At 69.3% G+C, this 12,535-nt stretch carries 14 protein-coding genes; 12 read left to right on the top strand and 2 right to left on the bottom strand.

The features are described from left to right. Positions 1 to 3: 3 nt before the first annotated feature. From HB681_RS21230 to HB681_RS21200, 7 genes are read left to right on the top strand one after another with little or no spacing between them, the layout of a single operon-like run. A complete protein-coding gene (locus HB681_RS21230; protein ID WP_213956855.1) occupies positions 4 to 774 on the top strand; it encodes a glucose 1-dehydrogenase in 771 nt (256 codons plus the stop codon). A 29-nt stretch (positions 775 to 803) separates the two neighbouring features. Next, entirely contained in the window at positions 804 to 1,598 is a 795-nt protein-coding gene (locus HB681_RS21225) for an enoyl-CoA hydratase-related protein (RefSeq protein ID WP_213956854.1), read from the top strand. Positions 1,599 to 1,624: 26 nt separating this feature from the next. After that, on the top strand, positions 1,625 to 3,181 hold the full coding sequence (locus tag HB681_RS21220; RefSeq protein ID WP_213956853.1) for an enoyl-CoA hydratase-related protein: 1,557 nt from the start codon (positions 1,625 to 1,627) through the stop codon (positions 3,179 to 3,181). Then, entirely contained in the window at positions 3,178 to 3,630 is a 453-nt protein-coding gene (locus HB681_RS21215; RefSeq protein ID WP_213956852.1) for a MaoC family dehydratase N-terminal domain-containing protein, read from the top strand. Before HB681_RS21220 ends, HB681_RS21215 begins: the two co-directional genes overlap by 4 nt. After that, on the top strand, positions 3,627 to 4,043 hold the full coding sequence (locus tag HB681_RS21210) for a MaoC/PaaZ C-terminal domain-containing protein (protein ID WP_213956851.1): 417 nt from the start codon (positions 3,627 to 3,629) through the stop codon (positions 4,041 to 4,043). The genes HB681_RS21215 and HB681_RS21210 overlap by 4 nt, the downstream gene beginning before the upstream one ends. After that, on the top strand, positions 4,040 to 5,284 hold the full coding sequence (locus tag HB681_RS21205; RefSeq protein WP_213956850.1) for an acetyl-CoA hydrolase/transferase C-terminal domain-containing protein: 1,245 nt from the start codon (positions 4,040 to 4,042) through the stop codon (positions 5,282 to 5,284). The genes HB681_RS21210 and HB681_RS21205 overlap by 4 nt, the downstream gene beginning before the upstream one ends. A gap of 22 nt (positions 5,285 to 5,306) precedes the next feature. Further along, complete coding sequence (locus HB681_RS21200) at positions 5,307 to 5,801, top strand: PaaI family thioesterase (RefSeq protein WP_213956849.1); 495 nt, start codon at positions 5,307 to 5,309, stop codon at positions 5,799 to 5,801. A gap of 23 nt (positions 5,802 to 5,824) precedes the next feature. Here HB681_RS21200 and HB681_RS21195 read toward each other — a convergent pair whose 3' ends face one another. Further along, positions 5,825 to 6,835 (bottom strand): NADP-dependent oxidoreductase, encoded by a 1,011-nt coding sequence (locus tag HB681_RS21195; RefSeq protein WP_213956848.1) that lies wholly within the window; start codon positions 6,833 to 6,835, stop codon positions 5,825 to 5,827. A gap of 80 nt (positions 6,836 to 6,915) precedes the next feature. Here HB681_RS21195 and HB681_RS21190 point away from each other — a divergent pair, with 80 nt between their 5' ends. From HB681_RS21190 to HB681_RS21170, 5 genes are read left to right on the top strand one after another with little or no spacing between them, the layout of a single operon-like run. Further along, the gene (locus HB681_RS21190; RefSeq protein ID WP_213956847.1) at positions 6,916 to 7,374 is read left to right on the top strand and encodes a MaoC family dehydratase; all 459 of its coding nucleotides are present in this window, start codon (positions 6,916 to 6,918) and stop codon (positions 7,372 to 7,374) included. Continuing rightward, positions 7,375 to 8,262 carry a CoA ester lyase gene (locus HB681_RS21185; RefSeq protein WP_213956846.1) on the top strand — a complete coding sequence of 296 codons (888 nt, stop codon included), beginning with the start codon at positions 7,375 to 7,377 and terminating at the stop codon, positions 8,260 to 8,262. Positions 8,263 to 8,286: 24 nt separating this feature from the next. Then, entirely contained in the window at positions 8,287 to 9,483 is a 1,197-nt protein-coding gene (locus tag HB681_RS21180; protein WP_213956845.1) for an acyl-CoA dehydrogenase family protein, read from the top strand. A 34-nt stretch (positions 9,484 to 9,517) separates the two neighbouring features. Continuing rightward, on the top strand, positions 9,518 to 10,429 hold the full coding sequence (locus HB681_RS21175; RefSeq protein WP_256735029.1) for an SDR family oxidoreductase: 912 nt from the start codon (positions 9,518 to 9,520) through the stop codon (positions 10,427 to 10,429). A 43-nt stretch (positions 10,430 to 10,472) separates the two neighbouring features. Beyond that, the gene (locus HB681_RS21170) at positions 10,473 to 12,029 is read left to right on the top strand and encodes an AMP-binding protein (RefSeq protein WP_213956844.1); all 1,557 of its coding nucleotides are present in this window, start codon (positions 10,473 to 10,475) and stop codon (positions 12,027 to 12,029) included. Here HB681_RS21170 and HB681_RS21165 read toward each other — a convergent pair. After that, positions 12,020 to 12,535, bottom strand: coding sequence for a MarR family transcriptional regulator (locus HB681_RS21165; RefSeq protein WP_213956843.1), 516 nt, complete (start codon positions 12,533 to 12,535; stop codon positions 12,020 to 12,022). The genes HB681_RS21170 and HB681_RS21165 overlap by 10 nt on opposite strands.

Here is a 12,535-nt window from a genome sequence, read left to right as displayed (position 1 = left end):
TTCATGCGAGGACTGAAAGGCAAGACCGCGATCGTGACCGGTGCCGGCAGCGGCATCGGCCGTGCCATCGCGCTGCGGCTGGCCGCCGAGGGCACGACCATCGGCGTGTTCGACATCAACCCGGCGGGCGCGGGCGACACCGTCACGGCGATCGAGGCCGCCGGCGGCAAGGCCATCGCGGTGGCGTGCGACATCACCGACTATGCGCAGGTCACGGCCGCGGTCGCGGGCTTCGAGGAGAAGACCGGCGCCGGCACCGACATCCTGGTCAACAACGCCGGCTGGGACACGCCCATGCCCTTCCTCAAGACCGAGGAGGCGTTCTGGAAGAAGGTCACCGCCATCAACTGGTTCGGCCCGCTGCACATGACGCACGCGGTCGCCAAGGGCATGGCCGCGCGCAAGAGCGGCCGGGTCGTCAACATCGCCTCGGATGCGGGCCGCGTCGGCTCGACCGGCGAGGTCGTCTACTCCGGCTGCAAGGGCGCGACGATCGCCTTCGCGAAGGCACTGGCGCGCGAAGTGGCACGCAGCAACGTCACCGTCAACACCGTGTGCCCCGGCCCGACCGACACGCCCGCGATGGACGCCTTCGTCGGCACCGGCGAGCAGGGCCAGAAGATTCGCGACGCGATGGTGCGCGGCGTGCCGCTCGGGCGCATCGGCGTGCCCGACGACTATCCCGGGCTCGTGGCCTTCCTGGCCAGCGACGACGCCGCCTTCATCACCGGCCAGACCATCAGCGTCTCGGGCGGCCTCAGCATGCACGGTTGAACCCACGAACAAGCCATAGGAGCGACGACATGAGCAAGGCATACAAGGACATCCTGTACGAAGTGCGCGACGGCACCGTGCACATCACGATCAACCGCCCGGAGGTCTACAACGCCTTCCGCAACCAGACGCTGGAAGAGCTGATCGACGGCCTGCGCCGCGCCGACGAGGAGAAGAGTGCCAACGTGATGGTGCTCTCTGGCGCGGGCGACAAGGCCTTCTGCACCGGCGGTGACCAGAAGGTTCACCTGTCGGAGGACGGCCTGTACGGCCCGCGCGGCACGGTCGGCATGCCGATCGAGGAAATGCAGACCGCGCTGCGCGACCTGCGCAAGGTGTCGATCGCCAAGGTGCAGGGCTTCGCCATCGGCGGTGGCAACGTGTTCGCCACGCTCTGCGACCTGACCATCGCGAGCGAGAAGGCCACCTTCGGCCAGGTCGGCCCGAAGGTCGGCTCGGTCGATCCGGGCTGGGGCACCGCCTACCTGGCGCGCATCGTCGGCGAGAAGAAGGCGCGCGAGATCTGGTTCCTGTGCCGCAAGTACAGCGCCGCCGAGGCCGAGAAGATGGGCCTGGTGAACAAGGTGGTCCCGCACGACCAGCTCGACGCCGAGGTCGCCCAGTGGTGCAAGGAGATCAACGAGATGAGCCCGACCGCGCTCACCATCGCCAAGCGCTCGTTCAACGCCGACACCGAGAACATCCGCGGCATCGGCTTCCTCGGCATCCAGACCGTCAAGCACTACTACCAGTCGGACGAATCGAAGGAAGGCGTCAAGGCCTTCAACGAGCGCCGCAAGCCCGACTTCAAGAAGTACGCCTGAACGCCGCCACGCCCGCAGGAGATGCCTTGGAAACCCTGATCCACACCACGCTGGACGCCGACGGCGTGCTGGTCGCGACCATCGACATGCCGGGCCGCACGATGAACGTGTTCTCGGCCGACCTGATGAACGCCATCGATGCACTGATGGACCGCGTGGACGGCGACGCCGCCGTCCACAGCGTGGTCGTCACCTCGGGCAAGGCGACCTTTCTGGCCGGTGCCGACCTGGCCATGGTGCGCGGCTACACCGATCGCGCCAGGAGCGGGACGCACGACGAGATGTTCGCGATGTGCGGGCGGCTGGGGCGCCAGTTCGTGCGCATGGAGGCGTCCGGCAAGCCGTGGGTCGCCGCCGTCAACGGCATCGCGCTGGGCGGTGGGCTCGAACTCGCGCTGGCCTGCCGCGTGCGCCTGGTCACCGACGCGCCGCGCACGCAGATCGGCGTGCCGGAAGTGCGCTGGGGCCTGTTGCCTGGCGCCGGCGGCACGCAGCGCGTGCCCAGGCTGGCGCCATTCGAGGACGCGATGGACATGCTGCTGACCGGCCGCTCGATCGACCCCGCCGAGGCGGTGCGCCTCGGCATCTTCGAGCGCACCGTTCCCGCGGCGCAGCTGCTGGAAGCGGCCAAGACCGTCGCGCGCTCCCTGCACGGCCAGCCCTACGATGCAAGTCGCAAGTTCGGCCGGCTCGCGCAGGACGATGTGCCCGCATGGAGCGAGGACACGGCGCGCGCGGTCGCCCTGCGGCATGGCGTGACGCCGGAAAGCTTCGACCTGTACCCAGCCTACAGCGCCATCGTCGACAGCGTGCTCAAGGGCGCCCACCTTCCGCTTGCCGAGGCGACCGATGTCGAGATGACCCAGTTCCTGCGGCTCATGTTCAACCCGGTGGCGGGCAACATGGTGCGCACCCTGTTCCTCGAACGGCTGCGTGCCGAACGCGAGCTGGCGGCGCCGAAGGACGTGCACATCGAGCGCATCGGCATCGGCGCAATCAGCCCGGCGCGCGGCGCCTGGGCGGAAGCGCTGGGCCGAAGCAAGCTGCCGCAGGCCGCCGATGCCAGCCTGCCGGCCGACACCCTCGAACTGGTCGACGCGCAGGGCGAGCGGCAACGTGTCGCGCTGCGCGTGCTCGGCGATGGCGTGCAAGTCGCCGCGCCCAGCGGCGACGCGACGCTGCCGGCGGCGGTGCTGGCGCCGCCCGGCCCCTATGGACGCGTGCTGGAGATCGTGGGCGCGGACGACGCCGCCGCCGAACTCTTGGCCGCGCTCGCGGCGAAGCTCTGGTGCCTGCCATGGCGCACCTACGAGGCGGACAGCCTGTTGCAGCGCCTTCAGCAGGCGGGCGGCGACCTGCATGAACAGGCGCGCACGGTCATGCGTGCCGCAGCCGGGCGCGAGACCGGCACGCTGGCCTTCTTCGACGTCGCGGCCTGCCTGGCGGGCGTCACGCCAGCGTGGACCGGCGGCCCGCTGATGTGGGCATGGTCAGAGCGCGAGGCCGTGGCCGCGGCATCCGATCCCGAGACGCTGGCGGCCTGGTCCAGGCTGCGCCCGACTCTCGAGCAAGCCTGCGCATGACCGACCGCAGCCGCGTCGGCTTCACGACCACGCCGACGCGGGTCCGCATCGATGGCTGGCGCGTCAGGCTGTTCTGCCAGGCGACGCGCGAGACCGATCCGGTGTACTGGGATGAAGCGCTCGCCCGCGCGGCAGGCCACCGCGCCTGCCCGGTGCCGCCGACCTTCCTCAAGGCCATCGAGGGGGAGCATTTCAGCAGCGCGCAGTTGATGACGCTGATCGAGGTGCCGCTGCGCGGCGTGCTGCATGCGGAACAATCGTTCGACATCCACGCGCCGATGCATGTCGGCGACGAGATCGAGATCAGCCGCACGGTGGCCGACATCCACGACAAGAAGGAAGGTGCTTTCACCTTCATCGTGGTCGACACGCACTACCGGCTCGGCGCGCAGGCGGCTGCGACCAGCCGGCAGACGATCCTGGTGCGCAACGCGGTGCAGCCCGCATGACCGAGCCGGCCTGGCCCGCGCGCATCGAGTTGCCATGCGAGCCCGTCACCGCGCTCGACCTGGCGCTCTTCGCCGCTGCGTCCGGCGATCACAACCTGCTGCACCTGGACCTCGCCACCGCACGGGCCGCAGGCTTCGACAGGCCGGTGGTGCATGGCATGCTCAGCATGGCCTACGCCGCTCGGCTTTGCACTTCGCACTTCGGGGCCGGTTGCGTCGCGCACCTGCAGACGCGCTTCACCGGCATCGCGAAGCTCGGCGACGCGATCGTCCTGCACGGCACGCTGGCGCGGGTCGACGGGCCACTCGCGGTCTACGACCTGGCCGCACGGACGCAGGACGGCACCGGCCTCATGACCGGCACGGCACGCCTCGCCCGCAAGACGCTCGCGAAGGCACAGCACCTGACATGACGGCGACATGCCTGACCGACACGATGCAGCCAGGCCAGCGCGTGTTCGTGCCGACGCTGAGCAACGAATCGACCGTGCTCATGGACGAGTTGCGCGCCGACCCGGAGCGCGCGCGCGACGTGACGTTCACCGGCGTCCAGTTCCCGGGCATCGACCGCGCCGACTACCTCGGCCTGCATCCGCAAGCGCGGCAGGCTGCCTACTTCATGAGCCGGCCGGTGCGGGCCGGCATGCGCGAAGGCCGCGCGGAACTGTTCAGCCTCGACTACCTCGGCATCGCGCGCCACCTGCGCGAGCTGCCGCCGCCCGACCTCGCCATCGCCCACCTCGCGATGCCCGATGCCGACGGCTACTGCAGCGCGGGACTCGTGGCCGACTTCATGCCGCTGGTGTGGTCGCGCGCGAAGCGGCGGGTCGCGCACCTGAACCCGCGCATGCCGCGCACGCGCGGAAGCTTTCGCGTGCACCTGTCCGAACTCGACGGCTTCGTCGAAGCCGATGCGCCGCTGCTGGCCTTTCCCGATGCACCGGCCGGCGAGACCGAGAAGCGCATCGGCACCCACGCCGCGAACCTGGTGCGTGACGGCGACACGCTTCAGTTCGGCATCGGCGCGGTGCCACTGGCGCTGGCCGACGCCCTGGCCTCGCATCGGCGCCTGCGCTTTCACGGGGGCATGATGCCGTCCGGCCTGCGCACGCTGTGGGAGGCCGGCGCGATCGACCGCGATGCGCCGATGCACACCGGCGTGGTGCTGAGCGATGCCTCGCTGCACGACTTCGTCGCGCGGCTCGAGCCGCTTCGACTGCGCGACGTGCGCTTCACACACGACCCGGCAGTGATCGGCGCGATCCCGCGCTTCATCGCCATCAATTCAGCCGTGGAAGTCGACCTGTTCGGGCAGGTCAATTCGGAACGCGCGGGCGGTGTCATCCAGGCAGGCGCCGGCGGCCTGCCCGCTTTCGCGCAAGGAGCGCTTGCGTCCGAAGGCGGCCGGCTGCTGATCTGCCTCGCATCGACGGCGCGTGGCGGCACGCTGTCGCGCATCGTGCCGGCCTTCAACGATCAGGCGCTGTGCACGCTGCCGCGCGCACTGGCCGACTGCGTCGTCACCGAACACGGCGCGGCGCAACTGCGCGGCCTGTCGCTCGATGCACGCGCGCAAGCCCTGATCGGCGTGGCGGCGCCGGAACACCGCGACGCGCTGGCCACTCAATGGCGCGGCATGCAGCGAACCCTTTGAAACCTCGAGGCCTTCACCACGCATGACGGACACGCACATGGCTGGCCCGGCGGCAGGATTCGAAGCCGCGGACATCGGCGGCATCTTCGCCACGCACAACGGCCCGCTCTACGCCCGCTGGCACGACGAGCACCTGCAACTGGGCTTTCGCGTCGGGCCGCAACAGGTCAACCCGGGGCAGCAATGCCATGGCGGCATGCTCTCGACCTTCGTCGACATCCTGCTGTCGACCGCGGCCCAGTACCAGACCGACATCCCGCGCGTGTTCCTGCCGACCATCAGCCTGCAGATGGACTTCATCGCCGGCGCACCGCTCGGCAGCTGGGTCCAGGGTCAGGCCGACATTCTTCGCGTCACGCGCAACCTGGTGTTCTCGCAGGCGCTGGTGCATGCCGACGGGGTGCTCGCGATGCGCGCGAGCGGCGTGTTCCGGCGCGGCCCCCTGCTGCCCGATTCGAGCGGCGACCAGCTGCTGCAATTGCCAGGCATGCCGGTTCGCCCACGTGCCGGGCCCTGAAGCACGCTTGGCTCGCAGCGCGGCTACGCGAGGCGGATCAGCCGCTTGCCCAGGTTCTCGCCGCGGTACAGGCCGGCGATGGCATCGGGCGCCTGCTCGATGCCGTCCAGCACATCCTCGAGGTAGACGAGCCTGCCTTCGCGCAGCCACTGCGCCAGGTCATGGCGCGCGGCGGCGTAGTGGTCCGCGTGGTCGAAGATCACAAAGCCCTGCATGCGCGCCCGCTTGACCAGCAGGTGCCGCTCGACGCGCGGGCCCTGCGGGGCAGGGTTCCAGCTCGCGACCGACGCGGTGCCGCAGATCACGACGCGCGCACCGACGTTCAGGTGCGACATCACCGCATCGCTGATGGGGCCGGCGGTGTTGTCGTAGTACACATCGACGCCCGCGCTGCAGGCCTGCGCCAGCTGCGCCTCGAAGTCGCCGGCCTTGTAGTCCACCGCGGCGTCGTAGCCGAAGCGGTCGGTGCACAGCGCGCGCTTGGCCTCGCCGCCCGCGATGCCGACCGTGCGGCACCCGTGCAGCTTCGCGATCTGGCCGACACAGGAGCCGACCGAGCCCGCGGCCGTGGACACGACCACGGTCTCCCCGGCCTTGGGCCGCCCCAGTTCGAGCAAGCCGTAGTGCGCCGTGACGCCGTTGATGCCCATCACGCCCAGGGCAGTGGACAGCGGCAGGTCGTCTTCCTCGACGCGGCGCTCGATGCCGGTGGCATCGACCACGGCGTAGTCCTGCCAGCCGAACAGGCCTGTCACCTGCGCGCCAACCGGGAACGCAGGGTCGTGCGATTCTTCGACCCGACCTGCCGCGAACGAGCGCATCACTGCGCCGATCGCCACCGGCTGCGAATAGTTGGCGACCGCCGCGACCCAGCCGCGCATGGCCGGCTCGACCGACAGGAACAGATTGCGCACCAGCACCTGTCCAGGCTGCAGTGGGGGCACCGGCACGCTGGCCAGCTTGAAGTGCTCGGCCTGGGGAATGCCGGGCGGACGCGACTTCAGGCGGATCTGGCGATTGACGAGTGCGGGCATGTGGGTTTCTCCGGGGTTCTGTTATCGTACACATGCGTATCATGTACATCTATACGCTGGGTGCAACAGGAGATCTACCGATGGCTGGAAAGTGGTTTGAAGAGTTCGTGGTCGACCAGCAGTTCGACCACGAGATCCGGCGCACCGTGCTGGACTCCGACAACATGTGGTTCAGCAACGCCACCTGCAATCCGGCAGCCATCCACATCGATGCGGAGTACTGCAAAAGTACCGAGTTCGGCAAGCCGCTGATGAACAGCATCTTCACGCTCGGCCTGGTGATCGGCCTGTCGGTGCAGGAGACGACGCTCGGCACGACGGTGGCGAACCTCGGCATGACCGACGTGCGCTTTCCGTTCCCGGTGTTTGCCGGCGACACGCTGCGCTCGCGCACGACGGTGCTCGAAGTGCGTGCCAGCAAGTCGCGGCCCAATGCCGGCATCGTCACCTTCCTGCATCAGGGCTTCAACCAGCGCGACGAGGAAGTCGCCACGCTGAAGCGCCAGGCCCTGATGCTGCGCAAGCCGGAGGCCCGCTAGATGCCCTTGCGCTCCATGCTCTTCGTGCCGGCCGACAGCGAACGCAAGCTGGCGAAAGGGCTCGACAGCCCGGCCGATGCGCTGATCCTCGACCTCGAAGACGCCGTGGCGCCGCCCCGCAAGGTCACGGCGCGCGGCATGGCGGTCGAGTTCATCGGCGCGCACGCATCGCGCCTGGCGACCCGGCTCTATGTGCGCATCAACCCGCTCGACTCCGGCATGGCAATGGACGACCTGGCGGCCGTCGTGGTGCCGGGCCTGGCCGGCATCATGCTGCCGAAGACCCTCGGCGCCGACGACATCCGCCGCATCGCGTTCTGCCTCGATGCACTCGAAGCGCGGGCTGGCATCGCGCCGGGCACCGTGCGCATCGTGCCGGTGGCCACCGAAACGGCGCAATCGATGCTCACCATGGCCAGCTACACCGCCGACGTGCCACGGCTGGCGGGCATCACCTGGGGCGCCGAAGACCTGTCGGCGGCCATCGGCGCCATCTCCAATCGCGAGGCAGACGGCAGCCTTTCGCCGCTGTACACGCTGGCCAACTCGATGTGCCTGTGCATCGCGGCGGCCGCCAGCGTGCCGGCGATCGACACGCTGTATGGCGACTTCCGAGATCCGACCGGGCTCGCCGCATCGTGTGCCGTCGCGCGGCGCCGCGGCTTTCGCGGCCGCATCGCCATCCACCCGGACCAGGTGGCCATCATCAACGAAGCCTTCTCGCCGAGCGAGGCCGAACTCGCACACGCCCGGCGCGTGGTCGAGGCCTTCGCGGCGCAGCCGGGCGCGGGCACGGTGGGCCTGGACGGCGCGATGCTCGACATGCCGCATCTCAAGCAGGCGCGCCGCACCCTCGGCATCGAGGCGGACGCGCCCCTGGCGACCTGACAGTCAGTTTGTGAAGGAAACGATGTGATCAAACGCGGGCTCTTCAACGAGGACCACGACGCCTTCCGGGACATGGTGCGCAAGTTCATCGAGAACGAGATCGCGCCGCACCACGCGTCGTGGGAACACGACGGCATCGTGCCACGCGAACTCTGGCTCAAGGCCGGTGCCGCCGGCATGCTCTGCTGCACGATCCCGGAGCAATACGGAGGCGCCGAGGCCGACTACCTGTTCGACGTCGTGGTGTTCGAGGAAATGGCGCGCTCGGGCTTCACCGGCCCGGGCTTCATGATCCATTGCGACCTGGTCGCCACCTACGTCAAGTCGTTCGGCTCGGAAGCGCAGAAGCAGCACTGGCTGCCGAAGATGGTGCGCGGCGAGGCGATCGGCTCGCTCGGCATGACCGAGCCGCACGCCGGCTCCGATCTCAAGGCGATCCGTACCAAGGCCGTGCGCGACGGCGACGACTTCCTGATCTCGGGCCAGAAGGTGTTCATCTCGAACGGCCAGCTGTGCGATGTCATCGTGCTCGCGACCAAGACCGATTCGTCGGCAGGTGCCAAGGGCGTCACGCTGTTCCTGGTCGACACCAGCCTGCCGGGCTTCCGGCGCGGCAAGAACCTCGAGAAGCTGGGCATGAAGGGGCAGGACACCTCCGAGCTGTTCTTCGACGAGGTGCGGGTGCCGGCCTCCGCGATGCTCGGCGAGGAAGGCCGCGGTTTCGAGCTGATGATGACCAAGCTGGCGCAGGAACGGCTGGCGCAGGCGATCCGCTCGGCCACGGTGGCCGAGACGGTGGTGGAGTGGACGGTCGACTACGTTGCGAATCGCAAGGCCTTCGGCAAGACCATCGGCGACTTCCAGAACACGCAGTTCAAGCTCGCCGAGCTCAAGACCGAGGCGGTGGTCGGGCGCCAGTTCACCGACAAGTGCATCGAGAGTTTCATCGCTGGCGAACTCGACCCGGTCGACGCGGCGATGGCCAAGATGTGGCTGTCGAACACGCATTGCAAGATCGTCGACGAGTGCCTGCAGCTGTTCGGCGGCTGGGGCTACATGTGGGAATACCCGATCGCGCGTGCCTACGCCGACGCGCGCATCGTGAAGATCGCGGGCGGCTCGATCGAGGTCATGAAGCACATCATCGGCCGGCAGATGTTCTCGCAGTACCAGAAGGGCGGCGACCGCTACAGCGGTGTCGCCGGCATCAACCCGGCCTGAGCGCGCCGGGGTTCCACGAGCAAAGGAAATATCGATGACGACGATGGCCAGCGGCCCGATCCGCGACGACGCCCTGAAGGGCAAACGCATCCTCATCACCGGCGGCGGCACCGGGCTGGGCAAGGAGCTGGCGCGCAGCTTCGTGTTGCATGGGGCCGCGGTGCACATCTGCGGGCGGCGCGAGGCGGTGCTCCAGGGAACGGTCGACGAGCTGCGCGCGGCGGCGGCACACGGCGGCAGCATCGAGCACCACGTCTGCGACGTGCGCAACGCCGAGATGATGGAAGCCATGGTCGAGAAGATCTGGCGGGGTGGTCCGCTCACCGGCCTGGTCAACAACGCGGCGGCCAATTTCATCGCGCCTTCGGTCGAGATCAGCCCGCGCGGTTTCGAGGCGGTGCGCTCCACGGTCATGGACGGCGCGCTGTATGCCACCCTCGCCTGCGGCCGGCGCTGGATCGCGCAAGGTCTGCCGGGCTCGGTGGTGAGCATGCTGGTCACCTGGGTCTGGACTGGCTCTCCCTATGTACTGCCGTCGGTGATGGCCAAGACCGCGGTGCATGCGATGACGATGTCGCTCGCGGTCGAATGGGGCCGCCACAACATCCGCGTGAACGCGGTCGCGCCCGGGCCGTTCCCGACCGAGAGCGCCTGGGAAAAGCTCGCGCCGATCCCGAAGGCCAACGTCGGCGCGGCCTCGTCGGAGAAGGTGCCGATGGGCCGCTTCGGCAAGACGGACGAGCTGTGCAACCTGCTGATGTTCCTGCAGTCCGACGGCTGCGACTACCTGACCGGGCAGAACATCGCGATCGACGGCGGCCATCACCTTGCCGCGCCGAGCACCTTCGCGGAGATGAGCGCCATGACGCCGGAAGACTGGGCCGAGGCCAAGCGCATCGTGCGCGGCCGCGCCGAGCAGGAGAAGGCGCAGCGCACCGCCGTCTGAAACAACCTGCGAACCGATCGGCCATGCACGCTGCCCTGCCCGCATGAACATGCAGCCAGCGACGGCGCGCCGCGATCTGCGGCTGCAGGCAACGCTGCGGCCCTCGCATCCGGCCATCGTGTGCCAGGGTGCGCGGCTGAGCTATGCCGAGCTCGAAGCCCTGGCCAACCGCATCGCCAACGTGCTGCGCGGGCTCGGGTTGGCCCGTGGCGAGCACATCGTGTCGCTGCTCGGCAACCGTCCCGAGGCGCTGGCCCTGGCATGGGGCGCCTACCGTTGCGGGCTCTACCTCACGCCCGTGGCGACGACGCTGGCACCGCCCGAACTGGCCTACCTGGTCGAGAACGCCGACGCGCGCCTCATCGTCACGGAAGCGGCGCTCGGGCGGCTGGCGCAATCGCTGCCGCCCGCGGCGCTGCGCGGCGTGCATCGGCTGGCGTTCGGCGCGGTGCCGGGCTTCGAGCCGATCGAGGCGCTGCTGGCCGGTGCCGATGACGGTCCGCATCCTGTCGAGCCGCCCGGCGCGCTGATGGTCTACACCTCGGGCACCACCGGCGCGCCGAAAGGCGTCGTGCGCGACCTGCCGCCGGCCGGCTTCACGGGCACGCCCGCTTTCGCAGCCGACCTGCATGCGCTGTTCGGGCTCGGCGAGCCCGACGTCGTATACCTGTCGACAGCGCCGCTCTACCACGCGGCGCCGCTGCGCTTTGCGCTGGCGGTGACCTCGGGCGGCGGCACGGTGCACGTGATGGACCGCTTCGACGCCGAGGCCGCCCTGGAATTGCTCGAACGCGAGGCGGTCACGCACAGCCAGTGGGTGCCGACCATGTTCCAGCGCCTGCTGAGCCTGCCGGCCGCGCGACGCAGCGCCTTCAGCGCGCCGCACCATCGCGTCGCGGTGCACGGCGCAGCGCCCTGCACCGCCGAACTCAAGCGCGCCATGATCGACTGGTGGGGACCGATCCTGCTGGAGTACTACTCGGGCAGCGAAGGCATCGGCCTCACGCTGATCGATTCGGCCGAGGCGCTGCAACACCCCGGCTCGGTCGGCCGCGCACGCAAGGGCGTGGTGCATGTCGTCGACAGCGAGGGCCGCGAGCTGCCGGCCGGCGAGACGGGAATCGTGTACTTCTCGGGCGTCAAGCCCTTTGCGTACCACAAGGCGCCCGACAAGACGGCTGCAAGAACCAGTCCGCAAGGCTGGCAGACCTTCGGCGACATGGGCCATGTGGACGCCGGGGGCTGGCTCTACCTCACCGACCGGCAGGACGACATGATCATCTCGGGCGGCGTCAACGTCTACCCGCAGGAAATCGAAGCGGCGATCCGCGATGTGGCCGGCGTGTGGGACTGCGCGGTGGTCGGCGTGGCCGACGAGCGCTTCGGCGAGCGGCCCTTTGCCTTCGTCGTGCCGGCGCGCGACGCGGCCATGGACGTGGATGCCGAAGACCTGGTCGCCCGCGTGCGTGCGTGCTGCGAAGAGCGCCTCGGCCGCATCAAGCAGCCCGCCGGTATCCGGGCCATCGACAGCCTTCCGCGCTCGGCAACGGGCAAGCTGCTTCGGCGCGAACTGCGTGCGCTCGCCGTGCCTCAGGACTGAGCGGCGTCGGCGGCGCCGGGGCTTTCCTCGGCCTTCAGCGCAACCAGGTTGCGCTTCACCTTCATCAGCAGGTCGGCGAGTGCGACACGCGCTGCGGGGCCGAGGCCCTCGAGCATCCGCTCGCTCATGGCATGGCTCTGGCGGCTCATGTGGGCGATGAGTTCGAGCCCCCTGGCCGACAGGAAGATGCGCTTGGCCCGCCGGTCGGCCGGGTCGGAGCGGCGCTCGACCAGCCCCGACAGCTCCAGCCGGTCGAGCAAGCCGCCGAGCGGGGCCTTGCCCAGTTCGAGCACGTTGGCCAGGTCGGTCTGGATCATGCCGTCGTGGCGCGACAGGTGGGCCAGCACCCACCATTGGGAACGCGTCACGCCCAGCGGCTTCATGAACTCGTTGAACACGCTGCGCCGCAGGCGCGAGACGTCGTGCATCAGGAAGCCGAGCCGCTGGTCCCAGTTGTCCTGGTCGTCGATCTGCGGCGCGGGACGGGCGGGTGACCTGGCTGGCAT

Source organism: Variovorax sp. dw_954 (assembly GCF_018449755.1).
In the GTDB taxonomy this organism is placed as follows: Bacteria; Pseudomonadota; Gammaproteobacteria; order Burkholderiales; family Burkholderiaceae_C; genus Variovorax.
The sequence above is the reverse complement of the archived record's forward strand: the minus strand, read 5'-3'. Positions and strand labels throughout refer to the sequence as shown.

What these genes read in the sequence shown, in the direction of transcription:
- HB681_RS21230 (WP_213956855.1), top strand. Translation starts at nt 4, where the DNA reads ATGCGAGGACTGAAAGGCAAGACCGCGATCGTGACCGGTGCCGGCAGC.
- HB681_RS21225 (WP_213956854.1), top strand. Translation starts at nt 804, where the DNA reads ATGAGCAAGGCATACAAGGACATCCTGTACGAAGTGCGCGACGGCACC.
- HB681_RS21215 (WP_213956852.1), top strand. Translation starts at nt 3,178, where the DNA reads ATGACCGACCGCAGCCGCGTCGGCTTCACGACCACGCCGACGCGGGTC.
- HB681_RS21210 (WP_213956851.1), top strand. Translation starts at nt 3,627, where the DNA reads ATGACCGAGCCGGCCTGGCCCGCGCGCATCGAGTTGCCATGCGAGCCC.
- HB681_RS21205 (WP_213956850.1), top strand. Translation starts at nt 4,040, where the DNA reads ATGACGGCGACATGCCTGACCGACACGATGCAGCCAGGCCAGCGCGTG.
- HB681_RS21200 (WP_213956849.1), top strand. Translation starts at nt 5,307, where the DNA reads ATGACGGACACGCACATGGCTGGCCCGGCGGCAGGATTCGAAGCCGCG.
- HB681_RS21195 (WP_213956848.1), bottom strand. Translation starts at nt 6,835, where the DNA reads ATGCCCGCACTCGTCAATCGCCAGATCCGCCTGAAGTCGCGTCCGCCC.
- HB681_RS21190 (WP_213956847.1), top strand. Translation starts at nt 6,916, where the DNA reads ATGGCTGGAAAGTGGTTTGAAGAGTTCGTGGTCGACCAGCAGTTCGAC.
- HB681_RS21185 (WP_213956846.1), top strand. Translation starts at nt 7,375, where the DNA reads ATGCCCTTGCGCTCCATGCTCTTCGTGCCGGCCGACAGCGAACGCAAG.
- HB681_RS21175 (WP_256735029.1), top strand. Translation starts at nt 9,518, where the DNA reads ATGACGACGATGGCCAGCGGCCCGATCCGCGACGACGCCCTGAAGGGC.
- HB681_RS21170 (WP_213956844.1), top strand. Translation starts at nt 10,473, where the DNA reads ATGAACATGCAGCCAGCGACGGCGCGCCGCGATCTGCGGCTGCAGGCA.
- HB681_RS21165 (WP_213956843.1), bottom strand. Translation starts at nt 12,535, where the DNA reads ATGCCAGCCAGGTCACCCGCCCGTCCCGCGCCGCAGATCGACGACCAG.